This is a genomic window from Motilimonas sp. E26, assembly GCF_021278025.1.
In the GTDB taxonomy this organism is placed as follows: Bacteria; Pseudomonadota; Gammaproteobacteria; order Enterobacterales; family CBDFNC01; genus Motilimonas.
In genome coordinates this window covers 77,141-103,231 of the sequence record NZ_JAIBHJ010000002.1, presented here as the reverse complement: position 1 = coordinate 103,231, position 26,091 = coordinate 77,141, and the positions used below count along the sequence as shown (strand labels likewise).

General features: G+C 44.4%; 27 protein-coding genes. 13 read left to right on the top strand and 14 right to left on the bottom strand.

Going from position 1 to position 26,091, the window contains the following annotated elements:
- Window positions 1–498: 498 nt before the first annotated feature.
- Window positions 499–1,167, bottom strand: coding sequence for a PP2C family serine/threonine-protein phosphatase (locus tag K1M91_RS01800; protein WP_232799847.1), 669 nt, complete (start codon window positions 1,165–1,167; stop codon window positions 499–501).
- Between the two features lies 1 nt (window position 1,168).
- Window positions 1,169–1,840, bottom strand: coding sequence for a VWA domain-containing protein (locus K1M91_RS01795; RefSeq protein ID WP_232799846.1), 672 nt, complete (start codon window positions 1,838–1,840; stop codon window positions 1,169–1,171).
- Window positions 1,841–2,182: 342 nt separating this feature from the next.
- Here K1M91_RS01795 and K1M91_RS01790 point away from each other — a divergent pair, with 342 nt between their 5' ends.
- The gene (locus tag K1M91_RS01790) at window positions 2,183–2,917 is read left to right on the top strand and encodes a transporter substrate-binding domain-containing protein (RefSeq protein ID WP_232799845.1); all 735 of its coding nucleotides are present in this window, start codon (window positions 2,183–2,185) and stop codon (window positions 2,915–2,917) included.
- Between the two features lie 425 nt (window positions 2,918–3,342).
- On the opposite strand, the gene K1M91_RS01785 is transcribed toward K1M91_RS01790, so the two are convergent.
- Window positions 3,343–3,861, bottom strand: a complete 519-nt coding sequence (locus K1M91_RS01785; protein WP_232799844.1) for a TrmH family RNA methyltransferase — start codon at window positions 3,859–3,861, stop codon at window positions 3,343–3,345.
- A 49-nt stretch (window positions 3,862–3,910) separates the two neighbouring features.
- A complete protein-coding gene (locus K1M91_RS01780; RefSeq protein WP_232799843.1) occupies window positions 3,911–4,873 on the bottom strand; it encodes an alpha/beta hydrolase-fold protein in 963 nt (320 codons plus the stop codon).
- Between the two features lie 540 nt (window positions 4,874–5,413).
- On the opposite strand from K1M91_RS01780, the gene K1M91_RS01775 reads away from it, so the two are divergent.
- The 3 genes from K1M91_RS01775 to K1M91_RS01765 all read left to right on the top strand — a co-directional run bounded on the left by K1M91_RS01775 (window position 5,414) and on the right by K1M91_RS01765 (window position 9,191).
- Window positions 5,414–5,557, top strand: a complete 144-nt coding sequence (locus K1M91_RS01775; protein ID WP_232799842.1) for a hypothetical protein — start codon at window positions 5,414–5,416, stop codon at window positions 5,555–5,557.
- A 2-nt stretch (window positions 5,558–5,559) separates the two neighbouring features.
- Complete coding sequence (locus K1M91_RS01770; RefSeq protein ID WP_232799841.1) at window positions 5,560–7,914, top strand: EAL domain-containing protein; 2,355 nt, start codon at window positions 5,560–5,562, stop codon at window positions 7,912–7,914.
- A gap of 152 nt (window positions 7,915–8,066) precedes the next feature.
- A complete protein-coding gene (locus K1M91_RS01765; RefSeq protein ID WP_232799840.1) occupies window positions 8,067–9,191 on the top strand; it encodes a methyltransferase in 1,125 nt (374 codons plus the stop codon).
- Window positions 9,192–9,284: 93 nt separating this feature from the next.
- On the opposite strand, the gene K1M91_RS01760 is transcribed toward K1M91_RS01765, so the two are convergent.
- A complete protein-coding gene (locus tag K1M91_RS01760; RefSeq protein ID WP_232799839.1) occupies window positions 9,285–9,836 on the bottom strand; it encodes a DUF1543 domain-containing protein in 552 nt (183 codons plus the stop codon).
- A gap of 62 nt (window positions 9,837–9,898) precedes the next feature.
- Complete coding sequence (locus K1M91_RS01755; RefSeq protein WP_232799838.1) at window positions 9,899–10,729, bottom strand: transporter substrate-binding domain-containing protein; 831 nt, start codon at window positions 10,727–10,729, stop codon at window positions 9,899–9,901.
- Window positions 10,730–11,130: 401 nt separating this feature from the next.
- Between K1M91_RS01755 and K1M91_RS01750 the strand changes: the two genes are divergently transcribed.
- The 3 genes from K1M91_RS01750 to K1M91_RS01740 all read left to right on the top strand — a co-directional run bounded on the left by K1M91_RS01750 (window position 11,131) and on the right by K1M91_RS01740 (window position 13,382).
- Entirely contained in the window at window positions 11,131–12,258 is a 1,128-nt protein-coding gene (locus K1M91_RS01750; protein ID WP_232799837.1) for an immunoglobulin-like domain-containing protein, read from the top strand.
- Between the two features lie 215 nt (window positions 12,259–12,473).
- The gene (locus tag K1M91_RS01745) at window positions 12,474–13,097 is read left to right on the top strand and encodes a bifunctional 4-hydroxy-2-oxoglutarate aldolase/2-dehydro-3-deoxy-phosphogluconate aldolase (RefSeq protein WP_232799836.1); all 624 of its coding nucleotides are present in this window, start codon (window positions 12,474–12,476) and stop codon (window positions 13,095–13,097) included.
- A gap of 102 nt (window positions 13,098–13,199) precedes the next feature.
- Window positions 13,200–13,382, top strand: coding sequence for a hypothetical protein (locus tag K1M91_RS01740; protein ID WP_232799835.1), 183 nt, complete (start codon window positions 13,200–13,202; stop codon window positions 13,380–13,382).
- Window positions 13,383–13,459: 77 nt separating this feature from the next.
- On the opposite strand, the gene K1M91_RS01735 is transcribed toward K1M91_RS01740, so the two are convergent.
- The gene (locus tag K1M91_RS01735; RefSeq protein WP_232799834.1) at window positions 13,460–15,379 is read right to left on the bottom strand and encodes an ABC transporter ATP-binding protein; all 1,920 of its coding nucleotides are present in this window, start codon (window positions 15,377–15,379) and stop codon (window positions 13,460–13,462) included.
- Window positions 15,380–15,487: 108 nt separating this feature from the next.
- Between K1M91_RS01735 and K1M91_RS01730 the strand changes: the two genes are divergently transcribed.
- Together K1M91_RS01730 and slyD are read left to right on the top strand one after the other, a co-directional pair.
- A complete protein-coding gene (locus K1M91_RS01730; protein WP_232799833.1) occupies window positions 15,488–15,694 on the top strand; it encodes a YheV family putative zinc ribbon protein in 207 nt (68 codons plus the stop codon).
- A 12-nt stretch (window positions 15,695–15,706) separates the two neighbouring features.
- Window positions 15,707–16,234, top strand: coding sequence for a peptidylprolyl isomerase (gene slyD / locus K1M91_RS01725; protein ID WP_232799832.1), 528 nt, complete (start codon window positions 15,707–15,709; stop codon window positions 16,232–16,234).
- A 77-nt stretch (window positions 16,235–16,311) separates the two neighbouring features.
- Here slyD and K1M91_RS01720 read toward each other — a convergent pair whose 3' ends face one another.
- The 4 genes from K1M91_RS01720 to K1M91_RS01705 all read right to left on the bottom strand — a co-directional run bounded on the left by K1M91_RS01720 (window position 16,312) and on the right by K1M91_RS01705 (window position 20,611).
- Window positions 16,312–17,742: a metallopeptidase TldD-related protein gene (locus K1M91_RS01720; protein WP_232799831.1), complete on the bottom strand. Its 1,431-nt coding sequence runs from the start codon at window positions 17,740–17,742 to the stop codon at window positions 16,312–16,314.
- A 2-nt stretch (window positions 17,743–17,744) separates the two neighbouring features.
- Window positions 17,745–19,208 carry a TldD/PmbA family protein gene (locus K1M91_RS01715; protein WP_232799830.1) on the bottom strand — a complete coding sequence of 488 codons (1,464 nt, stop codon included), beginning with the start codon at window positions 19,206–19,208 and terminating at the stop codon, window positions 17,745–17,747.
- 199 nt (window positions 19,209–19,407) lie between these two features.
- On the bottom strand, window positions 19,408–19,629 hold the full coding sequence (locus K1M91_RS01710; protein ID WP_232799829.1) for a SlyX family protein: 222 nt from the start codon (window positions 19,627–19,629) through the stop codon (window positions 19,408–19,410).
- Entirely contained in the window at window positions 19,622–20,611 is a 990-nt protein-coding gene (locus K1M91_RS01705) for a hypothetical protein (protein WP_232799828.1), read from the bottom strand. The genes K1M91_RS01710 and K1M91_RS01705 overlap by 8 nt, the downstream gene beginning before the upstream one ends.
- A gap of 131 nt (window positions 20,612–20,742) precedes the next feature.
- Here K1M91_RS01705 and fkpA point away from each other — a divergent pair, with 131 nt between their 5' ends.
- Window positions 20,743–21,570 (top strand): FKBP-type peptidyl-prolyl cis-trans isomerase, encoded by an 828-nt coding sequence (gene fkpA, locus K1M91_RS01700; protein ID WP_232799827.1) that lies wholly within the window; start codon window positions 20,743–20,745, stop codon window positions 21,568–21,570.
- A gap of 93 nt (window positions 21,571–21,663) precedes the next feature.
- Here the strand turns inward: fkpA and rsd are convergent, their stop codons facing one another.
- Window positions 21,664–22,143, bottom strand: coding sequence for a sigma D regulator (gene rsd, locus K1M91_RS01695; protein ID WP_232799826.1), 480 nt, complete (start codon window positions 22,141–22,143; stop codon window positions 21,664–21,666).
- 138 nt (window positions 22,144–22,281) lie between these two features.
- Between rsd and nudC the strand changes: the two genes are divergently transcribed.
- From nudC to K1M91_RS01680, 3 genes are all read left to right on the top strand, one after another.
- Window positions 22,282–23,097 (top strand): NAD(+) diphosphatase, encoded by an 816-nt coding sequence (nudC, locus tag K1M91_RS01690; RefSeq protein WP_232799825.1) that lies wholly within the window; start codon window positions 22,282–22,284, stop codon window positions 23,095–23,097.
- Window positions 23,098–23,192: 95 nt separating this feature from the next.
- Complete coding sequence (gene hemE / locus K1M91_RS01685) at window positions 23,193–24,257, top strand: uroporphyrinogen decarboxylase (RefSeq protein ID WP_232799824.1); 1,065 nt, start codon at window positions 23,193–23,195, stop codon at window positions 24,255–24,257.
- A 198-nt stretch (window positions 24,258–24,455) separates the two neighbouring features.
- Window positions 24,456–24,968, top strand: coding sequence for a GNAT family N-acetyltransferase (locus K1M91_RS01680; protein ID WP_232799823.1), 513 nt, complete (start codon window positions 24,456–24,458; stop codon window positions 24,966–24,968).
- Between the two features lie 136 nt (window positions 24,969–25,104).
- Here the strand turns inward: K1M91_RS01680 and K1M91_RS21315 are convergent, their stop codons facing one another.
- Both K1M91_RS21315 and K1M91_RS01675 read right to left on the bottom strand, forming a co-directional pair.
- Window positions 25,105–25,227 carry a hypothetical protein gene (locus K1M91_RS21315; protein WP_282560156.1) on the bottom strand — a complete coding sequence of 41 codons (123 nt, stop codon included), beginning with the start codon at window positions 25,225–25,227 and terminating at the stop codon, window positions 25,105–25,107.
- 315 nt (window positions 25,228–25,542) lie between these two features.
- Window positions 25,543–26,091, bottom strand: a 549-nt coding sequence (locus K1M91_RS01675) for a carbohydrate-binding protein (RefSeq protein ID WP_232799822.1), incomplete at its 5' end; no start/stop codon positions are given.

Below are 26,091 nucleotides of genomic sequence, written 5' to 3'. Positions count from 1 at the left end.
CCCTTGCTGGTGGTTTTAGTTTGTCACACAGTCGCTTCTTTTAGCGCAAGATGAGTTACGATTTATCTTGAGTATTTAAAAGTTTGTTTTTGCCATCATTAAAGCAAAGATTAACGCGTAAAGTCATACAGCTAAACTTGAGTTATACAACCACACTAGGGTTTTATCGTCTTGGGTAATTGAATATGTGCGAGGATCGTCTAAGGTTGCCGTTAGTGCTTGGCTGGCAAGCTCGTTATCAACACTAGGGTCTGTTGATCTTTCGTGATTGTTTTTGCAGCGAATTGTTGGGTATTTATACAAGGCAGCGCTTTTGTGGTGTAGCTAGCTACACGAAAAAGCGATAACGCAGTAGAAATACCCAACAAACGCTGTCCTACGGATTCGGCTAAAAGCGTTTTGCCCATCGTTGAGCAGTATTTACTTAGAATGCTAAGCTACACACTGCTCGCCTTGCTCAAAACGCTTTTATCTCGAACAAAAATTAACCAGCAAAGATCAACAGACCCTAGCTAAGTAACTATGTACCGGCTTTAAAAATTTTAAATCCGGTGCATAGGGATGCGTCTTCGCAGCAAAGCTGGCACAGCCATCACTCATTAAAAACCAAATTTTGTAACGCGCTGGCGCGCACATGACTCGCAGGTGCGACTGCCAATCGTCTAAGGTAAAGAAATACGTGGTTTCGGCAAACTCGCCATTCTCAGGCTCGCTGATAATAAAGTCCTGCCAATCATCTGGGTTAATACCAATGATCAAGCCATCACCGAGATGAAATACTAAGTTTTGTTGTTGATGTTGCACTAAGCCACAAAGCGTCGCGTGATAGTCATTTAATGGACCTTGATTGGCTAGTGCTTTGCGACATTGCGCGAGGGTATCGAACAGTTGATTGACTAATTCTGGCTCTGCAATCACCGCCGAGGGTTGCGCCAATACATAATTTAGCAAGTTATCACAGACCATTTGGCTGAGTTTTTTTGCGCCTTGATCTGAGTGTTTAGCTGAGCCTGCACCATCGCAAACGCAGGCCACAGTAGCGCCAGCGTCGCTGGCAACTTGCCAAGCATCTTGGCATGGTTGATTGGTTTTAAGGTGGCCCTGACCGCGCACTGCTGCGCCAACAAAGTGTACCGTTTGCGCTCGCTTACTGGTTGTTTGCGTCATGTTAGATTTCGACTTCGGCCCATTCATTGGTACTTGGTAGTTGTACTTTTTGTCCCGGTACACTTGAAGATACCGTGGTCATGCTGCGGCTGAGCCAAACAAAAAGTTCGTTAAAGGCAAGGCCCTTTAGTTTTTTCGGTGTTTTATTGGAAAATTGACCAAGAGCGTCAAAATCTGCGCCTTCAGTGCCGATGGGAAATATCACCGCGCGTTTGTTTTGCTCAGCTTCACGACAAGCTTGTGCGGCTTCTTCCCAGCCATAGTCATTGGGCGAGCCATCAGAAATCATGATGATCCAAGGGCGGGTGCTGGAGATACCATTGGCGTCGTATTGGGCTTTTTGGTTTTGTACTTCTTCAAGGGCGTATGACATGCCTTTGCCCAATGGCGTTAGGCCCGAAGCTATTATTTCTGGCGCTTTAAAGTCAATGGCATCGACCCATGGCTGCACCACAGTCACATCGTCGTGACCGCCTACGGTGATCACTAATACTTGGACGCGCATAGCGGTGGATACATCGCCTTTAAGCTGCTCTTCAAATACGCGGAGGCCGTGGTTTAACTGTTCAATGGGAGCTCCATTCATCGAGCCTGAAGCATCCAGCACTAGCACGCAAGGGGTTCTTTGGTTGGTGTTGTCAGCAAACTCTACCCCTGGAATGGCGTGTGACATGATATCTCCTTGTTGACTATAGTTGATGTGTATTTGACATTTTATGACATGTTAGCGCTTTTTATTTATAAGGTAAAACTCTAGCTTAAAAGCTGGGCTCATCATGACTCATTCATCTTATTACTGGACAAGAGTAACAGTATGTTTTGCTTACAAAAGTGTGGTGGATATGTCCCTGTTCGCTTGGTGTTGTCAGCCAAAAAACGTAATTTTGCCGTAAACATACTCCATTTGGCAGTGACTGCCTTAAGTAGAACTTAAGTAAATTAATATTGATTGCTAATAGTGGAGAGAAAAGCCGAACTATACTTAGCGGATTCATATTACTGGCAAGGGATAGTTATGAAGTTTAGGTGGTTGATATTTTTTAGCTTCATTTTTAGTGACGTTGCTTTAGCTAAATCCTTGCTGGTGGTTACTTATGCGCCTAGTGATAATGCACCCTATGTGTTTTTAGGCCCGAGTGGCGCTGAATCTGGCATTATTGTTGAGCTAATGGACGAGCTTGCTAGGCGCGCCGACGTTGTGGTGAGTTACCAGCAAGTGGCACGGAAGCGCTTAGAATATAGTCTGCAGACTGGAAAGGTCCATGTCGTGGTAACGTCGAGCCCGAAGTGGTTGGCTGAGCCTGATAAGGTGGATTGGGCGCTGCCAATATTTGATGAAAAGAATGTGTTAGTGATCCGTCGTGATTCGCCTAATATCACCAATGTGGAAGATCTCATCGGCTTAACCTTAGGAACGGTGTTGGGATATGCATACCCAGAAATAGATAACGAGTTAACTAATGGGCTAGTTATTCGTTCGGACTCACTTGAGGTAATGCATAATTTAACAAGGTTAAAGGCGGGACGCTTGGATGCGGTTGTCACATCCGATATCCAAGGCACTTGGTTGCTCAAAGAAAGCGGTTATCAAAATGAACTTGTCTTTGCTAGTTTTTTGATCAGCGAGCAAAAGATCACCCCGGCCGTTTCTAAACTTAGCCCTGTGCCACTAGAGCAGTTGAATCAGGTGCTGCAAAGTATGCTGGATGATGGTTTTATTACTAAGTTATTGCAGAAATATTCAAGTTAAAAAAGCGAGCGGTCTTAACAGACCGCGTTGAACGAAAGTGTCGCTTGTTCATCATGTCGCAAGCTAAAACGCAGCCATTACAGCAATAGCAGTAGTTATACCCAATCAACTTGAAGATGTATGTTTCAGAGCGCCACCGTGTTTTCAATACTAGGCACGCTAATGAAGGAATGTAGGCACCTTTCAAATTAGCGTAACAACGTAGTGGAAACACGGCGGGCTCCCAAAGGGCAAGTTTTACACGCGTTTATGCTGTGTTATTGATTTTGATAAGGGGAAGCCATTACCGGCAATCAATGCCTTGCCTAAACGCGTGTAAGATCTTGCTGAAATCAAGCCTCTCCAAGTTGATTGGGTATATATGGCCAACTGCTAGTATAATTGGTCAGCCTCTGGAGCACTGTGCCTACGATTGATTGATAAGGCTACTCCGCTTTTTTAACTTTTACTTTGTTGTTACGATCACGGCTATTGTGTATTAATTCGTCACTGGCCTTTAGTTGCGCCAATTTCGTGCTTCTGTCATATAAAAGTACGTTAACGGAGGCTGCGAGATTTAAACAACCTATGGTTGGAATGTAAACCACGGCATCGGCTTGATCGATCACTTGTTGGCTAATGGTGCCATCTTCAGGGCCAAAAATATAAAGGGCTTTTTCTGGGTGTTCAAATTCGGGTAGTGGTGTTGCACCGACTACTAAGTCAACGCACACTACTTTTACCTCTTCTGGCTTATTGTCTAACAAACAATTTTGCTGGGTGAGAGGAATACTTGAGCGGATTTTCTTGGTGTCGGTATTTAGCTTTAAGGTGCGATCGTAACGCTCGCCACTGTAAATTACGCGATCAACTTGAAAACACCCCGCGGCGCGCATGACGGCGCCAACATTAGTCGCACTTTTAGGGTTGGTTAAACCGATGGTGACGTCTGTTCTTTTCGTCATATTAAGTAAATAAGTAAGTCGAGAATGCTGTTCAGTTTACCTGATTTTATCAATCAGTGCTTGTTAGCGCACGACTGAGCCAAGGTAAAACGTAAGCAAGGCTTTTTCCCATATGGTCGACGTGACCACCATCAAATTCAAACAGTTCAATGGCCACTCCCGACTGATTAAACTGTTTCACTAAATTGAGACAGCTTTGGTGAGTATCTTCTTGGCTGCCGATATCAATGGCTATGTTGACGTCTTTTAAATGCTGGCCGTGAGTGGGAATAACGCAATTAAAAGCGGTATTCGCCAGTTGTAGCCAATCACTTTCTTGTTCAGGCAAGCGGCAATATAGCGGTGGTTTATTCACATCGGGCAGTGCAGCTTGTAAGCGACAGATCAAAAGGTGTTGCCACACATCAAGCTGCTCTATGGCTAGCTCGCCTTGGGCGGCTTGCATTAAGGTTGTGTGGTTGTCGTTGAATAACTGTTTAAAAAACGTGATGCTATCGTTGTGTAGGTTGGCTGGACTCATGGCAAAGGCGTGTTGGAAAAAGCCGGGTTTATAAAAAAGGGTTTTCAGTACGGCGTCTGCTCCTGAACTATGGCCCATCAGCGCGCGATGCTTTGCACCGCCCAAACAGCGATATTCCGCTTCAATAGCATTGACTAAATCATGGCAAATAAAGTCTAGCCAGTGGCCCTGAACGTCATTGTTGTTATAGCCAGTACAGGTAAAGCGAGTACTGTTTTCTGGCACCACAATAATCATCTCTTTGACTTGTTTTGTCGCTATTAGCTGCGCCATGGTTAAGTGTAAGCTTGGCTCGCCCTGCTGTTCGGAAAACCAGCCTTTGGCAGTACCGCCAAAACCATGAAGTAAGTAAACCACCGGATAGCATCGGTCAGATTGTTTATGGTAGCTTGGTGGTAAGTATATAAGTGCCTCTCGTACAGGGTTATCTTGTAACAAGTTACCAGCAAGGGCTGGGCTATGTAAGCGAAAATGATGGTAGGGTAAAGACATTGTTTTATCACTCTGGTTAATAGGTAGGGCGAACGTATGAACGTACAATATTTGAGCATAAGCTTAAAGCAAGTAACATTTTATTATACGAAACGCCGTAAAAGCATCCTTGAAGGGCTTAGTTGCCGCTTCCCTGTGGCAGACATTCGTCTAATAAATCGCTATCTATCGTTCAAAAATGCTCATTTGTTTGCCCTAGGCTAATCGGGCTTTGTAATTGATTAGACTTTTATTTATAGGCCTTTGCGTTGGCGAAATAGCCATTCTTATCGCATAGTTTAATGGTGGCGAGTTGACTATTAATGGTGGGTTTTAGCCCGCAGTCTGGGAAGGTTTATCACTGGTTTTGGTTTAGTGCGCGTTAGCGTGGGCAAAATTAGTCTCAAAGAATATCGATCCTAGTTACACATTCAAAGTTACTTGAAATGGGTTTTTATGGGAGTGTTAGATGTTTATTTCACCGCGATATTTTGCTTCACTTTTGATTGCTATAAGCAGTGTTACTTTGCCCGTTAATGCTGCATCTTATCAGGTTAAGTTATGGCCCCATGGCAAGAAAAAGATCAACCTCTAGCGGCTCTAAAGCTCACTGATGGCGCGGCTTCACTGAGCCTAGTTTTGCTGATTGATCAACCTAAACCAGTAGATAAGCCTACTGGTTACCCTAACTATCAAGTGAGATGATTATGTTTAAAAGCTACCGTACTCGGTTAGTGGTGGTATTTATTTTAGTGTTAACCGTGGTTCAGTTAGGAACGGCGGTGTCGGTGCTAACGGCGATGCACGAAGATAGGCTAAAGCAGCAACAAAAAAGTTTAGATGTGGGAATTAATGTATTTTTAGATATGTTAAAAAACCGCTCGAAAGAGCTTAATAAAAGCGTATCGGTACTTGCAGCAGATTTTGCTTTTCGCCAAGCCATTGCAACGGGCGAGCAAGAAACCATCGCTTCGGTGTTAGAAAACCAAGGCAACCAGATCGATGCTGATGTTGTGGTGTTACTTTCCCCAGAAGGAAAGTTAATCAGTGCGAGCTTATCTGGAGTGAATCAGCCTGAAATTAAGGCGTTAAACACCTTAGCTGCAGGGGCTAATAGTGTTAGCTCTTCGACCGTACTGGATATCGATGGGGTGAGTTATCAATTTGTCCTACAGCCCGTTAAAGCCCCGTTATTAATTGCTTGGGTGGGCATGGGGTTTGTTTTGGATCAACAAGTTGCGCAAGATGCGCAAGCTATTACCGGAGTCGATGTCAGTTTTATTCATTCGTCACCGGATCAACCGCCAAGTATTTCTTCGACACTGGCGAAATCAGAGCAAGCAGACTTTTTGAACGGACTGGCTGAGCTACCGAATATGGCTAAGATGGCTAAAGAAGGCCTCCCCAAAAACTACCTGTCGTACTCTATTTTACTTAATGAGCAAAGCAATGATCAGTGGGCAGTTTTGCATTTATCAAACTTGCCGTGGGAGTTAAGTTTTATTCAGCTGCGTAATAATTTGCTGTTGATTTTTACGGTTACTTTATCCCTTGCGTTCATGGTTTCCCTCTGGTTGTCTGGTAGTTTAAGTCGCCCGATTATGAACTTAGTGCGCTATGCGCAGGAGATAGGTAAAGGTGAGCAGCCCGAGCCGATTATTGACGCGCCGACTGAGCTACAGAGCTTGGCCAGCAGTATGAATGAAATGCAAAGTCATGTGGCTTCGCGTGAAGCGGCGCTTAAGTATCAATCTTGCCATGACAGCTTGACTGGGCTGCACAACCGAGAATCTGCCAAGCAAATGCTACGTGAAATTAACGGTGATTTAGCTGGGCATTTGGTGCTGCTAGACCTTCAGCGTTTTCGCCATATTAACGACATGATAGGTTTTGCTAACGCGGATGCTTTGTTAGTGCGCTTTGCTCGGCGCTTGGAAACGATTACTCCTGCAGCTGATTTTATTGCGCGTGTCGATGGCGATGCGTTTCTTTTGCTATATAAAAACGGGATAAATCGCGAGCAATTGTGTGCCACCTTAGATGCGCTTGAGCAACCATTTCCGGTGCGCGGCTCTAATATTACGCTCACTGTTCGTGCCGGTGTGTTGGACTTAATTCAACATGGTGGCTCGGTCGATGTGATTTTACGTCGCGTTGAAATTGCGCTGGCTAAAGCCTGTCTTGAAAATAAAGCCTTAGCGACCTATCTCGCGGGAGAAGACGAACAGTACCAACGTGAATTAACAATTATCAGTGATTTGACGACGGGCTTAATGCAAGGGCAATTTCATTTAGTGTTTCAACCTAAAATCAATATTCAGGCCAACATCTGTCGTGGCGCTGAAGCATTGATCCGTTGGCAACACCCCGATCTAGGCTTTATCCCACCCGATGAGTTTATTCGTTTAGCCGAACATTCTGGCAATATTGGCTTAGTCAGCGAGTGGGTGTTGCAACAAGCTGTGGCGCAAATAGCCGACTGGCGTAAGCAAGGAGTTGAACCTAAAGTTGCGGTGAATCTGTCGGCTCATGATTTACTTAATTTGCAGTTGCCAACCCTTATTCAAGATTTACTGCAACAGTATCAAGTGCCAGCTAGCGCCCTGGCTATTGAGGTGACAGAAGGAGCGGTGATGAAAGATCCGCAAACGGTCATTTCGGTATTGCAGTTATTTAAAAACCTTGGTATTTCAGTTGCCATCGATGACTTTGGCACCGGACAATCGTCCCTTGCCTACTTGAAGGAGTTGCCAGTCAATGAAGTAAAAATTGATCGCTGTTTTATTCAAGACATGCTTTATAACCAAAACGATACCATGATAGTAGAAACGACCATCGCGCTCAGTCACGGCTTGGGTTACATCGTGACAGCTGAAGGGGTTGAGGAGCAAGAGGGAATAGCTTACTTACGTGAGCGAGGCTGCGATTTAATCCAAGGTTATGTTTATTCTAAGCCGTTAAAAGCAGATGAATTTGTAACTTGGTTACAGGCATTTAATCTAGTTAATCCAAAAGGGCAAAACAAAAGTCAGTCCAAGCCAGCACATAGTTCACTGTATTAATTAATCCGAGCTGTGGATAAGTAAAGCAGACTGTATCCGTGCGTCATTGGCTGAAGCAAAACTGAGGTTAATTATTGGGGTGTATTTCGATTTGTCCTCGCTTCTGCGACAATAGCCGACTTAATTCGGCCTGTTAGTATTTAGTAGTTATGATGAAACCTTCACTTACATTGCATCAGCGCACCCTGATTTTGGAGCGTTACCCTGTTCGCAACAATGAAACATTACAAGCTTGGGACGCTGCGGATGAATACCTGATTAACCACTGCGAGGGGCTCGTGCTTGATCCCCAACGGCCGATACTGATTATTAATGATGGCTTTGGCGCACTAAGTAACTGGTTTACAGCCAAGGGAAAGGTGACGAGCGTGACGGATTCCTTTATTGCCAGACAAGCTTGTATTGAAAACCTTAAGCAAAATCAGTTACCCCATATTACTATTCAAGATTGCCTAGCCGAGCTGCCAAACAATGTTCAATTGGTGTTGATTAAATTACCGAAAAACAACCGACTACTTACTTGGCATTTACAGCAGTTGTGCCAATCTTTGCCAGCAGACTGCCTAGTGATTGGGGCGGCGAAGGCGAAAGATATTCATACCTCGACCTTGCGTTTGTTTGAAAAAAATTTAGGTGAAACCAAAACGTCATTAGCGGTGAAAAAGGCGCGTTTAATATTTTGTAAGCCCAATGCTGACTTGGTTAAGCCTTTACCGCAACCGACACAATGGCCTGTACCTGAGCATGGTTTAACCTTAAGCAATCACGCCAATGTGTTTTCTAGTGATAGCCTAGATATTGGTGCACGCTTGCTACTTGAGCATATCCCGCAAGATTCAAGCTTACAGCATATTATTGATTTAGGCTGTGGTAATGGTGTTATCGGCATCAAGGCGGCGCAGTTAAACCCGCAGGCGCATATTACCAGTGTCGATGAGAGCTATATGGCGGCACAATCATGTCAAGAAAACGTGCTGTTAAATGGTTTAGAGGCTGAGCAATTTACTGTGATGGTGAATAACTGTTTAGATGGCCTTGGGGCTAATACTGCTGATTTAATTTTGTGTAATCCGCCATTTCATCAAGCCAATACCATTACCGATCATATCGCATGGCAAATGTTTAATGATTCCCGTCGGGTGTTAAAGCCGAAACAGTCTTTAATCGTGATAGGTAATCGTCAGCTTGGCTATGGCGAGAAGCTGAAGCGCTTATTTGGTCAGGCCACTGTGATCTCACAAAATAATAAATTCATTATATATCAATCTGTTAAGTAACAATGGAGATCTTTGGTGGCTAAAACTGGCGGGGTAGTGGTGGGGTGAAAGAACCGTTTATTTCTATCTAACGTTCTAGCGTTGAACAAAAGCTTACAGTTTGTGGTAGCCAAACCAGTCAGGGCGCAGTGGCTGTATCTGAGATAAATGCTCACCTTCGTAATGTAGGTGAATATTGAGTGGGCTATCTAATAATGAGATAGCAAAACAATCATCGACTGCGATTAAATCGTCTTTATGAGCCTGTTGCCAATCAACTTGGTAACGGCCAAGCAATTCATGCCATGCACGCTGCTTAGCTTGCTCGGCGTTGTTGGCGACAAAAACGCCAAAGCTGTGCTGCTCGGCTAGTTGACTGGGATGATAGCCACCTAAATTAACAAAAAACAGTTTGAGGTCATTATTAGGAGGCCGCGCCGAGAGCGCTATGCGATAGCCATTAATATGTCGAAGTTCAACGTAACTATCTAAATGTACTCGGCCTTTGTCGCCAATCCATTGTTGTTTCAATTGCTCATAAGTCGCCATAATACTGTCGCCGTGCACGAATCTGACATCATGCAACTCTATGTGCCCGCCATTGATACGACCACCTAAATAGGCTAAAAATAGTTTACTGATTGGGGTGTGGGAATGGTCGCTCACTGGCTTCACTTTTATGTTCGTACGTTTAGATAAGTCAACGAATTAAAGGTCAGTTTGGATTGCTACTCTCCCTTTAAATATCGTTGTAAAATCCTTTGGTATTCAGAAGATGCCTTAAACTTCGTTAGCGCTTGGTTAAATTGAGTGATAAAGGCTTCTGAGGTGGTTTTTTTACTAAACATAACATGGATCCCCCCTGTTTTAATGCTAAAGCCCTTTAATGGTACAATATTGTCTTGTTGTTTAAGTTGCTCTATCAATAGTTGACCGACTATTTCATCCGCAAGGACTGCGTCGATACGATTATTTAGCAGACGAGTAAAGTTGTTAATTTCAATATCGGACTGTAGTAAAGCCTGAAACTCAGGCTTTTGTTGAAGCAGACTAAATTCCTCGCCGTAATAAGTCCCCTTGTAATACCCTAGACGATGCAGTTTTGATTGAGTTAAATCCGATAGTTGCTTGATAGCAAAACTCTCTTGGTCTGCTTTTCTGATAAATAGGGTGACGGACTCGGTGCGATAAGGAAGTGAAAACAAGGCATACTGTTCTCGCTCGGCCGTTTTGGATGCGCCTGTCATGACGTCTATTTCCCCTGCTTCTAGCCACGCCAATTGCCGACGCCAAGGGATTTCTTTATCTGTCACCGAAAATAAGCAACCCGTTTGTTGAAACACTTGTGACACGATTTCATAATCAATGCCTTGCATTGCGCCTTGTCGGCTTTGGTAAATGAACGGTTCCCACGCAACCCAACCCCATGTTAAAGAAGCCTGATTACAAGTTGCAAAGGCGGGTGAGAAAGCGGATATGCCGTAAACAGCCATCGCTAAAGCGCTACGGTAAATTCTATTTTTTAGGTGGTTAAATAGTTGCTGAACGAATTGTTTCATTAGAGGCTCAGTCTGGCACTGTGTTCTGTTTTTCAATTGCTCAACTCCCGCGAAGGCAGTTAAAGGTTTAATCGGTTACTTCGTCAGTATAGCTCTAAATGCAAATTAGACAGTGAGGAAAAACGGACAAACTAGTTTTGATAAAACTGACCATAACTTATGGTGTTACTGAGTGCTGTTGGCGAGCAGCACGGATCAGTTTTAGCTGCTAATTCCTTTTCTATGCTTTGCCCTGAATGTTGAATGCATCATCCTGGTCGAAAAATAGAACGCTAAATTTTATTTATTCATGTTTATGTGACTTTTGTTCAGGTTTTTAGCTTCAGTAGTCTTCAGTATTAAAATGAATCGCTATCTATTTAGTAGTGATTTTATTCGCTAACAAAAAGGAATCAGTTGAGATGTCACCATTTCGGACGGTTATTTGCAGTGCCCTTGGACTTGTTTTGCTGGGTTGTGGTGGCGGCGGTTCATCCGGCACTGGAAATTCTATTGCGGGTAGCTCTGGTGACGTATGTCAGGTTGCATTACCTAATTATGCTCAGCAAGCAGGCCAGCCGAGTATTCAATTACTGGGTGATAAAGTGATGTTGCTTAATGTGGGGGACCAGTATGTAGAGCCGGGTGTCGAGGCATTTGATAGCGAAGATGGTGAGTTATCTTCTGCTGTACAAGTACAAGGGTTAGATAAGCTAGACACCGGAAAAGTAGGGGATTATTTACTTAAATATAGTGTTGCAGATAGTGAGCAAAACCTTTCATTGAGTGAGTACCGCATGGTGCGGATCCTTGATGGCGATCGAGTAGCGAGATATAGTCCGCGCTTTTTTACTGAAATGGATGCTATTTGGGAGTTTTATGAACAGCTTCCCGCTAATTTTGGCGAGGATCCCAAAGCCCGTTACCCACTATTAATCAGTAATCATGGTTATGAGCATTCTAAAACCTTCGATACTGATGGCCGCAGTATGAGTGGAATGGATAAAACCAATGTGGTGAAAATGTTTAAAACGGATCAATGGGATAATCAATTGCCCTTTATTGTATTAGCACCACAACGCTGCCAGAGTGCTTTGGGGGATAGTGTAACGGCAAGGCTCAATAGTTTTGTTGAATGGGCAGAGCGCAATTACCCGATCGACAAAAGCCGGATCTACATGACAGGTTTTAGTAATGGCGGTTTTATGACGTGGGATTATGCGCAGAAGTATGGCCATAAACTTGCAGCTGCTGCGCCGTTGTCTATGGGGTATTGGCTCGATATCTGTCCGGTAAAAGAAGTCCCGATCTGGGCGTTCACTGCTGCTGATGATAACGTGGTTCCTAGTGACAATGTCATTAGCGTTGTCGCTACCCTCAAAGCCTGTTCAGGCTCGGTCTCCGAAACCAAGTTAACAGTTTTCCCTAGTGGCGGCCACTTGATTGATGATGATGTGTATAGCCTAGGGTTTATGGGGGAAGGCGCTACTAATTACGATGTTTACGACCAAAGTCTGTTCCAGTGGTTATTACAACATCAAAAAATGTAGTCTTGTTTAGCTCTTATCTCGAAGGGCTTTAACTGAGCCTTTCGGTACCTATTGATAGACCTTCTTAGGTTGAGCTTCTTGGGTTAAACCTTTCGGGTCAACCTAATAGCAGCAGTTCACTATGAAATTGTTTACCATATTAAAGCAATGCTGCTAGCAAGTCGGTACTATACGATTTGATAATGGTAAATATTTTAATTTTCATAGGAAGTGACATGAGCTCAATTAACGAAAGATTAAAACAGTTAAAAGTGGTACCAGTGATTGCGATTAATAACGCGGATGATGCCGTGCCACTGGGTAAAGTGTTAGTAGAAAATGGCCTGCCATGTGCTGAAATTACCTTTCGCACCCCCGCTGCAGCGCAAGCGATTAAAAATATGCGCGCAGCTTTTCCTGATATGTTAATTGGTGCAGGCACGGTATTAAACGCGGCCACTGTGGATGCGGCGATTGATGCGGGTGTCGATTTTATTGTTAGTCCTGGCTTTAACCCCACTACGGTTAAATACTGCCAGCAACGTAACATGCCAATCATTCCTGGCGTAAACAATCCTTCGTTGGTTGAGCAAGCCATGGAAATGGGGCTAGATACGTTAAAGTTTTTCCCTGCTGGCCCATCTGGCGGTGTGGGCATGTTGAAAGCGTTAACGGCGGTTTATCCCGTTAGCTTTATGCCGACGGGCGGCGTGTCGGCTGCCAATATTAATGATTACTTAGGCGTTAAAGCGGTATTGGCTTGCGGTGGTACTTGGATGGTGCCGGGCGATTTAATTGATAATCAACAGTGGGATGAGATTGCTCTTTTGGTAAAAGAAGCGGTCGCTGCATTAGCCTAATCCTTGGCGCGTTGATTTAATTAAAACGACTTAAAGTGTTAACTGTTTTGCCATGCTTTCGGCTTAATCTTTGTTATATTCCCAACAAGAGATTAAGCCAAAATGAAAAAGCTATCCCACTTAAGCAAATTACCTTGGTTAGAAGTGACAGCGCTGTTATTAACCATCGTGTTTGTGTCTTATGTTAAAGCGTCATCTTTTTCGACTGACGAACGGCTAGAGTTAATGAAGCCTGCGGCAGAAAAGCAGGCTTGGTATATGTTAGGTGAGCGCAAAGCAGACTAACTAACGTTAAATGTAAATTAAATGAGTAGGCTTGTTTTATTAGCAGCCTACTCATCTAGTCACGACTAAACGGTGATTTAGGCCAAATTAAGCTCCGCCTCTAACGCTTCCAATTGCTCTTGGGCATCCATCCACTCCATCTCTGCATCTTCAATTTCGGCTTTAAGCTGACGTTGTTGCTCTAATATTTTGGTCAATTTAGCTTTTTGTGCGATGTCGTAAAGGGCACTGTCGTTAAGTTCTAGCTCTACTTCTGCCAGTTGCGCGCTTAACTTATCCATTTGTTTTTCCGCTTTTTCCATTGCTTTTCTGAACGGCTGGGTTTTCTTACGGATCTCGGCTTCTAGGCGCTTTTGCTCTTTGCGATTGACGGCGCTATTGGCGCTCTTTTCCCCGTTATCAGGCGCGGCTTTTTGTTTATCAATTTTCTGCTGTTCGCCAAGCCACTTATGATAATCCGCTAAATCACCATTAAACTGCTCCACTTGGCCATCATGCACTAGGTATAAATCATCTGTGGTGGTACGCAGTAAGTGACGATCGTGCGATACCACGACCATCGCGCCTTCAAAGCTTTGCAGCGCAACGGTTAAGGCGTGGCGCATTTCTAAATCTAAGTGGTTGGTTGGCTCATCGAGTAGTAGCAAGTTCGGTTTTTGCCATACGATCAGCGCTAATACTAATCGCGCTTTTTCACCGCCCGAGAACGGTGCAACGGGCTCTAGGGCTTTATCTCCTTGGAAACCAAAGCTGCCTAAATAGTTACGCAATTCTTGTTCGGTTTTATCTTTAGCTAGGCGTGCTAAGTGCTCAAGTGGCGTGTCGTCTAAACGCAAAAATTCAAGTTGGTGCTGGGCAAAATAACCGACTTTGGCATTAGGGTTAAGCTCAAAGTTGCCGCCTTGGGCTTTGATTTCGCCTGCCAGTAGTTTGATTAAAGTGGATTTACCGGCGCCGTTGCGCCCAAGTAAACCAATACGGCTGCCGGGCACAAGGTTAAATTTTATTTTTTCTAAAATCAGGGTATCACCGTAACCTGCATAAATCTCTTCCATGGTTATCAATGGCATTGGCAGTGCGTCAGGTGCAAAAAATGAGAAGTTAAATTGGCTGTCGGCGTGCGCTGGCATCGCCAGTTCCATTTTTTCTAGGGCTTTGATGCGGCTTTGTGCTTGGCGCGCTTTTGATGCTTTGTAGCGAAAGCGGTCAATGTAGCTTTGCATATGTGCCACTTGCTTTTGTTGTTTTTCATAAGTGGCTTGTTGTTGCATTAGTTTTTCGGCGCGCTGCCTTTCAAAGCTGGAATAATCACCTGTGTATTCGAAAAATTTATTTTGCTCGATGTGAATTATTTTACCCACGATGTCGTCGATAAAGTCACGGTCATGAGAAATCAGAATTAAGGTGCCAGGATAAGCGTTTAGCCATTTTCCTAACCAGATTACTGCGTCTAAGTCTAAGTGGTTGGTTGGCTCATCCAGTAGCAATAAATCTGAGCGGCAAAGCAGGGCTTGTGCCAAGTTTAGGCGCATACGCCAACCACCAGAAAAATCACTGACGGCGTGCTGCTGTTTTTCATTACTAAAGCCCAAGCCGGCTAATAACTCAGCGGCGCGGGCTTTAATGGTGTAACCACCAATGGTTTCAATTTGGCCATGCAGGAGGGCAATTTTATGGCCATCTTCGGCGGCTTCTGCTGCGGCAAGCTCGGCTTCATGGCGACGAAACTCACGATCGCCATCAATCACGTATTCAATGGCGCTTTTATTTAATGCTGGAGTCTCCTGCGCCACACTGGCGAGTTGCCAGTTACTGGGAAAGCTTAACTCACCGTTATCGGCATGCAGTTCGCCTTTTAATAAAGCGAAGAAGCTGGATTTACCTGTGCCATTAGCGCCCACTAATGCCACTTTTTGGCCGGGGTTGATACTGGCGGTGGCATTTTGTAACAGCGGGCGTCCGCCGCGAATAAGTTCAATGGCACTGGCTGTGATCATAATTTACTTCAACATTAAAAAATAAGCCGCGATTCTAACACAGGTGTGATAGCAGAAGAAAAACCCTGTTTGATCGGTTACACTGTGACAAAAATAAAGGGGAGCAATATGAGTAAGAGAAAACGTTTTATTGCTGGCGCAACCTGCCCATCGTGTAACGAGCAAGACACGATAGTGGTGTTTGTTGAACAAAACGTCGAGAAAGTGCAATGCGTTAAATGTGACTACTTGCAGTCCCAAGCCCCAGGTGAAGTAAGTGGCGCCACACGTCAGTTTGAACAAGTGATTGGCGTGTTTAACCCAGACGAAAACTAATTGGAAATTAAGATGAAAGTTGAAAATGATTTAGTAGTATCCATCCATTTTTCTGTACATGATGCAGACGGCGTTGAGCTCGGTACAACCGAAGGCGGTGCTCCTCTTGAATTTATTCAAGGCAGCATGTTTTTAGTACCGGGTCTTGAAGCTGAGCTTGATGGCAAAGAAGTGGGTTACAAGTTTGATTTAACTTGTGCGCCAGAAGATGCTTACGGCGAGCACCAAGAAGGCCTAGTACAAGAAGTGCCACGCGAGCTGTTTGAAGCCGAAGGCGCTGTTGAAGTAGGCATGCGTTTTACCGCTGAAACTGACCAAGGCCCACGCCCAGTTGAAATCACTGATGTGAAAGAAAACACTGTAACCGTAGACGGCAACCATATGCTAGCGGGTCAAACCTTGATTTTTAAAGGTGAAGTATTATCGGTGCGCGCTGCGACTGATGAAGAGCTTGCCCACGGCCATGTGCACAGCGCCGGCGGTTGTGGTCACAGCCACGACGAAGAAGAGCACGTTCATGGCGAGCACTGTAAGCACTAAGTTCATCTAGAGTGAGTTAGTGTGAATCAAAAACCAAGGCTGAGCCTTGGTTTTTATTTTTCTTAGTTAATAGTGTTTTAGCCTTTACCCGGCGCACTCGATCCGGTTATTTTCACCTTGTTCACTTTTACAAACCGCGGGCAAGCTATGCTGCTGGCGCTGCGCATGCCATAAGTGCTCGACATGTTAACGTGATGGAGTTGACTCGATAACCATTCGATTTGATTAAAAATACGATGGTAAGAGTCATTGATACGTTGATTGTATAAGTGCGCTTTGATTTCGCCGTCTGCAATTAAAAAGGTGCCAAAGCGGCTGCTGCCGGTGAACTCACCCTTGGCGGCGTTGGTTAAATTCATGTAATGAATAAATGAAATAAATAAGGTTGGTTTAGTGCAGCTTTTTACCATGGCGGCAAAGTCAGTGGGGCCGTTGCCTGTGGCCACTTTAATGCTGGCCACATCCATATCATTATTGCGCGCAATGCCAAAGCGATCGCAGTCGTCTTTATCACTGTAAAACTGATTGCTTAATACGCCATCACTGATCAGGGGAAAGGGCTGACGCGCTATACCATTTTCGCCAACGGGACGAGCAAATAACACCTCGGGATCGGTTGGATCATCAGTGATGGTAAAATTACTGCCAAACAGCTGACTGCCGATTTGATGTTTGTCTTGTTGTAACATGCCCATGCCGTATTGGTAAGTTTCACCGTGTAGCGCCATGTAACCGAGGTAGTTGATGAGATCGCCAAAGGCATCGGCATGGAAGATGACATCATATTCACCAGGCTCGATATCTTGACGGGGCGTATTGGTGAGCAGTTGGTAGCTGGCATCTAGTTGTTTAATCAGCGAGTTAGCGTCGAACTGATTTAATGCCTCACCAACATCGGCGACGCGCAGTTCTTTTTTGTCGTGGTCTAGTAGTTGTAACACGAGCTCGACGTTGTAATCACTGCCTTGGTAAGCCACTGGCGCGTCCACTAAGGTGTTGATGATTGCGTAGCTGTAAACACCAGCAGAAAAGGCACCTGATACTTCAACGTTGCCATGGGCAAAGTGCTCACCGCAGCGTTTAAAGAGATCCACCATCACTTTTGAGTCGAGGTTAATCAGAGCCCCATCAGCATTAAAGCGGTTGAGGTCGCCTTGGACAATCGCCGTCATCGGGCTCATATGGGCTACTTCTGGCATCAGTTTAACCCGTTCATTAAGGGTTGATACCAGTGTTTTGAGTTTATCGCTGTCGTTGGCTTGGGCGGTGGTACTGCCTGAAATTTTACGCTGACTGGCTTGGATCTCGACAAAGTATTTCTCACCTTCTTCTGACACGTTAAGGGAGATTTGACTGCGGCCGCAGCGCACCATGTGTGAACTTTCTTGGCGGTACGTGATACTGCCAGTGATCCCCTCATTTTTCATAAAGGTGTTGATCTCTGTGAGTAACTGCAGCACAGGTTGCATGGCGGTGTGCATCGCTTTGTGGGTAGATTGTTTGCTCATGATTACTCTCCTACCTGAACGTTTTTAAAGCGGCAGGCAGGAATGCCGTGGGCTAAGCGCATTATTTGATTGGGCTGGCCTTTACCACATTGAAACACAGGTTGCAGCTGCCAAGTTCGTTCATCACCTACCATATCGAGGGCGTTCCAGAAGCTCAGGCTATCACCGCGGTAGGTAGCATTGCGCACTATGTGGGTGATCTTGCCGTGTTTAATTTTCCACGCAACTTCGGTAGCAAAATGGAAGTTTTCACGATTAGAGCCAATCGACCATGAGCGTGGGGTTTCCATTAACAAGCCGTTTTCAGTGGCGGCAATGATATCGGCCAGACTGCCATCTTGGCCGGGATCAATGTTGATGTTGTTCATGCGCTCGATGGGTAGATTACTGTAGTTTTGCGCACGGCTGGTGGCGCCTGACGCACTAAAAATAGTACGGCCCGCTTTGGCGTTGGCTTCCATGATCATTTGGCGTGAGGTGATGGCATCTTGCAACACACCGTTTTTGATTAAGGTGACATTGCGCGCTTTAACGCCATCGTCATCATAACCAATAGAGCCGGGTGAGTTAGCCACTGTGCCATCGGCGCGCGCTGTGAGCTTGTGACTACCAAACTGCAATTGACCAAAATCGGCTAAATCCACGTGTGAACCGCCGGCATACGACAACTCATAGCCTAAAATGCGATCGAGCTCTAAGGCATGACCGATGGTTTCGTGGGTTTGCAATGCCATCATCTCAGGCAATAAAATCACGTCACATACTTCTTTTTCACACTCAGGGGCATCGAGTAATGCCAGTAACTCTTCGCGGATGCGGGCGGTGTGATCAAACTGAGCATCGTTGATGATGTTTTCCCAGCCAGTGGTGCCGTTGGCGTCTTGTGGTAAGTTGAAGGTGCGACGACATTGCTCACCGTTTTGGTCTTTGGCGTAGGCAAATAGCTCGGCATCGAGTTCAATTAGGTGGCGACGAATCTCACTGCCTTCACTGTCAATATAGAGGATATCGCGCTTGTAGAAGCTGGCCGATACGCCCCAATAATCAAAGCGCTTATCAGCCAGCTGGCTATCGAGTTGTAATAAGCGTGCCAGTTTGTCTTGAGTAGAAACGGTAAAGGGATCGATTTGACAGGGTGAGGAGTAGCTATCTTGAATAACTGCTTTTGGTGCAAGTCTGACTTTTTGTTGAATATAGTCGCTAGCGTTTTTTGCCTTTGCAATGGCTTGATGGCCAGTTTGCTGCATCGCCGTTAAGGTCATCACCTCACTGGATGCAAAGCCCCACGCGCCATTCACTAATACACGAATACCATAGCCTTGTTTGCTAACCAGATTATATTTATCAACATCGCCTTTCATAGTGGCAATGGTTTCTTCTTCGTCCAATTGATGGATGCGAATATCGGCGTAATCGACGCCGTGTTGTTGCAGGTAATTAATAACCTGTCGCCCTTGCTCTAGCATAAACTAAACCCTTATTTCTTTGGCAAGTGGATGTTTGCAGTGAATTAATGATGCTAATACGCGGCTTGATAGTGATAGCTTAGCTGCTGGAATAAAAGGGGCGAGTTGTGGCGCAGTGTTTTAACCATTTATTCTCAAGGTATCATAGCCTGCTCTGCTGAGGGAATCAGCAGAGCTAACCTAGCTTAGCGGCAATATATTAATAATGAGGAGGAGGCGTTTCGTCTTCTTCGCGAGCGATTTGCCCACTTTGCACATCTTTGACTTTATTCACTAGGTACTTCATTTGCTCACGTTGTATTTCAAGGCGGTTTTGCATCGATGCGATTTCAGTATTTAACGCTTCTATGGTGTCGTCTTGGAAGGCAACTTTTGTTTCTAAGTATTCCAGTCGCTTCAATACATCTTCAAGGTTATTCATGGGATATGCTCTTATCTAAAGTCCAAGTTTCGAGAAGGCCAGCCGAGCTTTCACTAAGAATTTGCCCATCTGCTAAGGTGGCTGAGTATACAACAGCGCTTTTCGGACGGCTGTTTTTTCTTGGGCTGACATGCCACTTCTGTAATTGTTGACCGGTTTTTGAGTCCCACAGTGCCAGCATGCGAGACGGAGAGCCCGTTAAAAGATATTTGCCTTGTTCAACAAAGCGCACGCTGCTGAAGATCTCTTGGCGGGCTAGATAGTTTAACCGACTTACCGGTTGGCCGCTGCGCATGTCCCAGATGTTGGCTTGTTTTTGGTTGTCTGCGGTAAATATATATTTACCTTCTCGCTCTAGTTTAACCATAGTGACCCGGCTAGGATGAGAAAAGCGATGCAGTACTTGTGCTGTGCGGGTATCCCAGAAGTAGGCTGTATAATCATTACCACCGGTTAACGCATAGTGACCGTTGGCTGACATATCCACCGCATTTATTTTTTCTGTATGGCCGAGAAACTCGATGCGTCTCCCGGTATTTAAATCGATATGTACGGCTTTACCGGTTGCTAAGCCATATAGCACGTAACGTCCTTGCGCCGAGATGACGATGTCACGAATATTCGATTCAGGGATTTTGTAATAGCCTTTGGCTTCACCCGTTGCCACATCCCAGACGACGAACTCATCACTGCTCGCGGTGACGACATGACTGGCATCATCAGAAAATTTCGTTAAAAATACCCCATTTTGCGCATCATTTTGATGGCTCCATTGATATTTAAGCGCATTTTTCTTATTGTCCCATAGGCTAATGCCGTGGTGGATGGATGAAATAACACTGTAATGTCCATCTGTTGAGATGTCGGCAGCATACGCGCCTTCAACAGCGTGTTCGATTTTTGTGGCTGACAGTTGCTCACCGCTGCAAGCAGTTAACAAGATTGCCGAGATCACAGATAAAAAGATTGCACCTTTTGTCATCTTTATAGTCTACTAATTTTGTTTTGTTTACTGCGTGATAGCGTTAGTATAAATGGATTTATTACGCTAAGCCCCTCTTTGTGTTTTGATTATGCGCGATGAGGCGAATTTTTTTTGGGAGAGTTATTTACATGAATAATATTTTTAAGGTATCGCTACTTGCTGGTGCTGTACTAGCTGCAGCTGGTTGTAATGATAAGCAAGCTGAAACAGCCCCTAAAGCGGCTGAGTCAGAAGTTGTTGAAGCGGTATCGGCAGCAGTTGAAACTGCGCCTGTGGCAGAGTTTGCCAATGAAGATGCGAAAGCGGCTTACGCGATTGGTGCATCTGTTTCTCGTTACATTGAAAAGACGTTAGCTGAGCAAGAGCAACTAGGCGTTACTTTAGACAAAGAGCAAATCATTGCTGGTATTTCAGATGCGCTGCGTGGCGAACTGAAATTAAAAGATGAAGACGTGATTGCAACATTGCAAGCTTACGACAAAAAGTTAAGCGAGATTGCACAAGCGAAACAAGCTGAAGCAACAGAAAAAGCGAAAACTGAAGCGACGGCTTACCTAGCTGAAAATGCTAAAAAAGAAGGCGTAACCACTACGGATTCTGGTTTACAGTACCAAGTATTAACAGCAGCTGAAGGCGACAAGCCAAACGCTGAAGATACGGTAACAGTTCATTACGAAGGTCGTTTGTTAAATGGCGAAGTATTTGACAGCTCAATGACTCGTGGCCAACCTGCTACTTTCCCACTTAACCGCGTGATAGCTGGTTGGACTGAAGGTGTTCAACTGATGTCTGTTGGTTCAAAATACCAGTTCACTATTCCTGCTGAGCTTGCGTATGGTGACCAAGGTGCAGGTAATATTCCTCCGCACTCTGCGCTGATTTTTGATGTTGAACTACTGTCAATTGAAAAAGCTGCGGCTGAGCCTGTAGTTGCAGATGAAAAAGCGGCTGAATAGTTTAGCTGTTAACTAGCTATTAAATAGCAGGTGTGAAAAGGGCGCTCATTGAGGCGCCCTTTTTTATTTGTAGTGTCTGTTTGTAACTGCTGTTTAAGTTTCTGGTTGTAAATGCTTTTGATGCAAGGTCGCTAGCAACTTATCTTCTAGTTCAAAGCGCTGCTCCATAATTTGCCCAAGCTTTGATAGGTCAGCATCGAAGTCCACCGACGTGTCATCGTCAATTTTTTCGGCGTATTTATCATTAAACTCAAGCGCTGTATCTGTCGTAGTAGAGATGCGAGGATAAATATCTTGGGCTAATTTTGCGCTTTCAGCGCCGTGTCTTTCGCATTCCGAAACTACTTGGTCGTAAATTTCAAAGTGTCCGGTAGACATGTAATCAACCAAAGACTGGCAGAAGGTTTGTATTTGCTCTATCGAGGGAAGTGTTTGGTGCTCTTTACTGTAAGGCGGTAAGCCTGCAAGCTCGCAGTATTCAACTAGTACCTTTTGGCGGTCATTTAACCAATTGTCAATAATATGAGATGTACCACCCCATTCCTGTTTTGCTTGTTCAAGTTTGGTTAGCATATTATGTCCTTGGTTTTTATTTTTATTGCCATATTGATATAAGTAATGAAAAGCAGGCTTATCGTCAACTCTAATTTGGTTACTGAATCCGGCTTCATGTATAACTGTGAGCTATATGGAAATTGTGAGGACTTAATTTTGCAAAATGAACAAATCCATCTATCACCAGATTTAGTGGCATGGTGGTTTATTATCTGTGATGGGCAGCTACTTGTGGCAAATGGGCCGCAGCCTGTTCCTTTTGGTTGTTTAAGGGAGTTACCTTTTCCAGATTTAGACTTTGAGCCGTGTATTCATATTGGCGAATTTGAAGGCACGCCAGCTTATTTATTCCAGTTAACTGATGCATCGATAGATATGGGGCTAGGGGAATATCAAGGTTTACGCTATTTGCTGGGTAAAGTGCATGATGATTTATTCAATTTGGCTGGCCGGGCTTTTCAAATAGTTAATTTTCTTGCGACACATCGTTTCTGTGGTCAATGTGGTAAGCAAATGCACCGTATTGACTGGGAACTAGCGATGAAGTGTTATGACTGTGGCCACCGCTGCTATCCACGTGTTTCTCCTTGTATTATTGTCGCCATCAGAAAAGGTAAGCAAGTATTGTTAGCAAACCATGTACGCCATAATAAGCCAGGGCAAGAGATTTATACTACTTTAGCGGGCTTTACCGAGGCTGGTGAAACGTTAGAGCAGTGTGTTGAGCGAGAGGTGTTTGAAGAAGCGGGGATCAAGGTTAAAAATATTAGCTACGTGAAAAGCCAGCCTTGGCCGTTTCCCCATTCATTAATGATGGGCTTTATTGCTGATTATGATAGTGGAGAATTGAACATTGATAAGCACGAGCTAAATGATGCTAATTGGTACGATTTTAACAACCTTCCTTTGTTACCACCACATGGCACCATTGCGCGTCTGTTAATCGAAAAAGTGCGTCAGCGATGTCGTTAATCACGGCAAGTAATGGCTATTAAGCTGACATTTACTTTTCCCTTGGTGATGGGCTTTGCTACAATTCGCGACAGAATCAATGCAATGGAAGTTTTATGAACGAGTTAAAAAATGATCGTTACCTTAGAGCGCTGCTAAAACAGCCTGTCGACAAAACGCCAGTATGGATGATGCGTCAAGCAGGCCGCTATTTACCAGAATATAAAGCGACGCGCGCGCAGGCTGGCGATTTTATGTCGTTATGTAAAAATGCTGAGTTAGCCTGTGAAGTGACACTGCAGCCACTGCGCCGTTTTCCCCTTGATGCTGCGATTTTGTTTTCGGATATTTTAACGATCCCTGATGCGATGGGGTTAGGTTTGTATTTTGAAACCGGTGAAGGTCCTAAGTTTGAGCGTCCAATCACTTGTAAGGCTGATGTTGATAAAATTGGCATACCTGATCCTGAAGGTGAGTTGCAGTATGTGATGAATGCAGTACGCACTATTCGCCGAGAATTAAAAGGTGAAGTGCCGTTGATAGGCTTTTCGGGTAGCCCCTGGACCTTAGCGACTTACATGGTAGAAGGTGGCTCATCAAAAGCTTTTACTAAGATTAAGAAAATGGCATTTGCTGAGCCCAAAACACTGCATTTACTGCTCGATAAAGTGGCAGATTCAGTGATTAGCTACCTCAATGCTCAAGTGGCAGCTGGTGCACAATCATTAATGATTTTTGATACTTGGGGCGGGGTGTTATCACCGCGAGATTACCGTGAGTTTTCACTGCAATATATGGCGAAAATTGTTGATGGCCTCACTCGTGAAAATGACGGCCGTAAGGTGCCTGTAACGTTATTTACTAAAAATGGTGGCATGTGGCTTGAAGATATCGCGGCAACAGGCTGTGATGCTGTAGGCTTAGATTGGACCATAGATATTGCCAATGCTAAAGCCCGTGTTGGTGACAAAGTGGCGTTGCAAGGTAATATGGACCCTTCGATGTTGTATGCTTCACCACAACGTATTCGTGAAGAAGTGGCGCATATACTGTCTGATTTTGGTGAAGGCACGGGGCACGTATTCAATTTGGGACACGGAATTCATTTAGACGTCGATCCAGATCATGCTGGTGTGTTTATTGATGCTGTGCATGAATTAAGTCAGCCGTACCACAAATAATTTAACTCTTAGCTGTTAAAGCCACTAAGGGGTTGTCCCATTAGTGGCTTTTTTGTGTCTACTGGATAAATTTGATAGGGACAACTTCCTCGCCTAAGCTTAGCCTGCGTATTAACCGTCTTTATACCTTTTGCGTTTTAATATGGCGATAACCATTGGTATGATTAACTTCCCCCCTGATGTATGGAGCTAGATGATATGCCAACTATTGCAGAAACCGAACGCTTGATACTGCGCTTTTTTGAGCCTGAAGATGTTGATGTTATTTATAAGATTATGTCTAATCGGCAAGTAATGAAGTTCTCTATTAGCGGGCCGCTCAATCGTAAACAAGCCAATACATTTCTTGACAGCATTCTTGATACTTACGCGAGTAAAGGTTTTAGTTTGTGGGCGGTGCACAGTAAAGCAGATGAACGAGTAATCGGGTTTTGCGGCCACTTTTTTCATCGTCTTGAGGGTAAAGACGAGATTGAGCTGGTCTATCGTTTATTACCTGATTATTGGGGGCAAGGGCTGGCGAGTGAAGCTGCTCGAGCGGCGACAGATTATGCGTTTAATCAATTAGGGTTGGACAGGCTGATATCATTCATTGCTGATAATAATGAAGCGTCAAAGCGGGTGGCTGAGAGTTCTGGTTTTAAGCTAGAGCGAGAAACGCATTTTTATGATAAACCCGTGTTGGTTTATAGTTTGGAAAAAAAAGTTTAATTTGTTGAATTTTTGAATGGCAGGGGAGGTGTGTCTTTTGCTCCATGATTGGAGCTATTCTCTGTCGATGCTTTACTTTCTTTTCTTACTAAATTTACTGCTTTTTAATGCTTAATGTTAAGCATTGTTAGGTTAATTATTTAACTTTTTTCTCTTTCTTTTTTGCGAAAAAGTTTAAGTTTAAACCTGCTTTACGTTGTGCTTCGCGCTCTTGAATTGTTGCACGTGTAAAGTCTAATGCTGAGCTACCTAATAACATAATATTACCTCTATTTGACTTAAGTTGTTTATCTAAGTTTTCTCTTTGTCCCTTTCTTAAGGAACGAGTTCATCATACTGCGTCAGATCACACTTTTCAATACTTTTGTGTAAAATAATTACAGAAAAGTGTGATCTATATCTCTTTGGGCTTTTTTATGTGATTTGCGTCAATTGTTTTGTCGTGATTATCGTATTGAGTGTAACTTTATTACGTTTTGATGGCGTTTGTATGGGGATTACATGAAAGATAGTAAAGATCAAAAAAGGGATGCCGAAGCATCCCTTAAAGTGAGTTAGAAAATCTAACTAGCTATTATTTAGACCATACGCCCCATGGACCAGTAGTCTCAGGGTTTTCACCTGTTGTCCACCACTTAGCTGTGTAAGTTACGCCATTAACGATTACAGTATCGCCTTTGTTGTAAACAGCTTCAGCACTCCAAGTAGTGTTACCTGGCTCAGTAGTAGGAGCAACAGTTGGCTCAACAGTAGGTGCTACAGTTGGAGCAACTGTAGGCTCAGCTGTAGGTGCAACAGTAGGTGTTACGCCGCCTTCACATTGAACTTCAGTCCAGAACCAGTTGCCGCCTGCAGCTGGAGATTCCCAAGTACCAGGGTTGTTCTTAGCTACAAAACATAGGCCGTTGTAAGTTACTAGGTCACCGTTGTTAACAGCAGTTTGACCTGGTACCCAAACGATAGCACCAGCTGGTGGCTGTGTTGGCTCAACTGTTGGTTCAACAGTTGGCTCAACAGTTGGTTCAACAGTTGGCTCAACAGTTGGTTCAACAGTTGGTTCAACAGTTGGTTCAACAGTTGGTTCAACAGTTGGTTCAACAGTTGGTTCAACAGTTGGTTCAAC

Coding starts and splice junctions, on each gene's coding strand:
- K1M91_RS01800 (WP_232799847.1), bottom strand. CDS start 1,167: ATGACGCAAACAACCAGTAAGCGAGCGCAAACGGTACACTTTGTTGGC.
- K1M91_RS01795 (WP_232799846.1), bottom strand. CDS start 1,840: ATGTCACACGCCATTCCAGGGGTAGAGTTTGCTGACAACACCAACCAA.
- K1M91_RS01790 (WP_232799845.1), top strand. CDS start 2,183: ATGAAGTTTAGGTGGTTGATATTTTTTAGCTTCATTTTTAGTGACGTT.
- K1M91_RS01785 (WP_232799844.1), bottom strand. CDS start 3,861: ATGACGAAAAGAACAGACGTCACCATCGGTTTAACCAACCCTAAAAGT.
- K1M91_RS01780 (WP_232799843.1), bottom strand. CDS start 4,873: ATGTCTTTACCCTACCATCATTTTCGCTTACATAGCCCAGCCCTTGCT.
- K1M91_RS01775 (WP_232799842.1), top strand. CDS start 5,414: ATGGCCCCATGGCAAGAAAAAGATCAACCTCTAGCGGCTCTAAAGCTC.
- K1M91_RS01770 (WP_232799841.1), top strand. CDS start 5,560: ATGTTTAAAAGCTACCGTACTCGGTTAGTGGTGGTATTTATTTTAGTG.
- K1M91_RS01765 (WP_232799840.1), top strand. CDS start 8,067: ATGAAACCTTCACTTACATTGCATCAGCGCACCCTGATTTTGGAGCGT.
- K1M91_RS01755 (WP_232799838.1), bottom strand. CDS start 10,729: ATGAAACAATTCGTTCAGCAACTATTTAACCACCTAAAAAATAGAATT.
- K1M91_RS01750 (WP_232799837.1), top strand. CDS start 11,131: ATGTCACCATTTCGGACGGTTATTTGCAGTGCCCTTGGACTTGTTTTG.
- K1M91_RS01745 (WP_232799836.1), top strand. CDS start 12,474: ATGAGCTCAATTAACGAAAGATTAAAACAGTTAAAAGTGGTACCAGTG.
- K1M91_RS01740 (WP_232799835.1), top strand. CDS start 13,200: ATGAAAAAGCTATCCCACTTAAGCAAATTACCTTGGTTAGAAGTGACA.
- K1M91_RS01735 (WP_232799834.1), bottom strand. CDS start 15,379: ATGATCACAGCCAGTGCCATTGAACTTATTCGCGGCGGACGCCCGCTG.
- K1M91_RS01730 (WP_232799833.1), top strand. CDS start 15,488: ATGAGTAAGAGAAAACGTTTTATTGCTGGCGCAACCTGCCCATCGTGT.
- slyD (WP_232799832.1), top strand. CDS start 15,707: ATGAAAGTTGAAAATGATTTAGTAGTATCCATCCATTTTTCTGTACAT.
- K1M91_RS01720 (WP_232799831.1), bottom strand. CDS start 17,742: ATGAGCAAACAATCTACCCACAAAGCGATGCACACCGCCATGCAACCT.
- K1M91_RS01715 (WP_232799830.1), bottom strand. CDS start 19,208: ATGCTAGAGCAAGGGCGACAGGTTATTAATTACCTGCAACAACACGGC.
- K1M91_RS01710 (WP_232799829.1), bottom strand. CDS start 19,629: ATGAATAACCTTGAAGATGTATTGAAGCGACTGGAATACTTAGAAACA.
- K1M91_RS01705 (WP_232799828.1), bottom strand. CDS start 20,611: ATGACAAAAGGTGCAATCTTTTTATCTGTGATCTCGGCAATCTTGTTA.
- fkpA (WP_232799827.1), top strand. CDS start 20,743: ATGAATAATATTTTTAAGGTATCGCTACTTGCTGGTGCTGTACTAGCT.
- rsd (WP_232799826.1), bottom strand. CDS start 22,143: ATGCTAACCAAACTTGAACAAGCAAAACAGGAATGGGGTGGTACATCT.
- hemE (WP_232799824.1), top strand. CDS start 23,193: ATGAACGAGTTAAAAAATGATCGTTACCTTAGAGCGCTGCTAAAACAG.
- K1M91_RS01680 (WP_232799823.1), top strand. CDS start 24,456: ATGCCAACTATTGCAGAAACCGAACGCTTGATACTGCGCTTTTTTGAG.
- K1M91_RS21315 (WP_282560156.1), bottom strand. CDS start 25,227: ATGTTATTAGGTAGCTCAGCATTAGACTTTACACGTGCAACAATTCAA.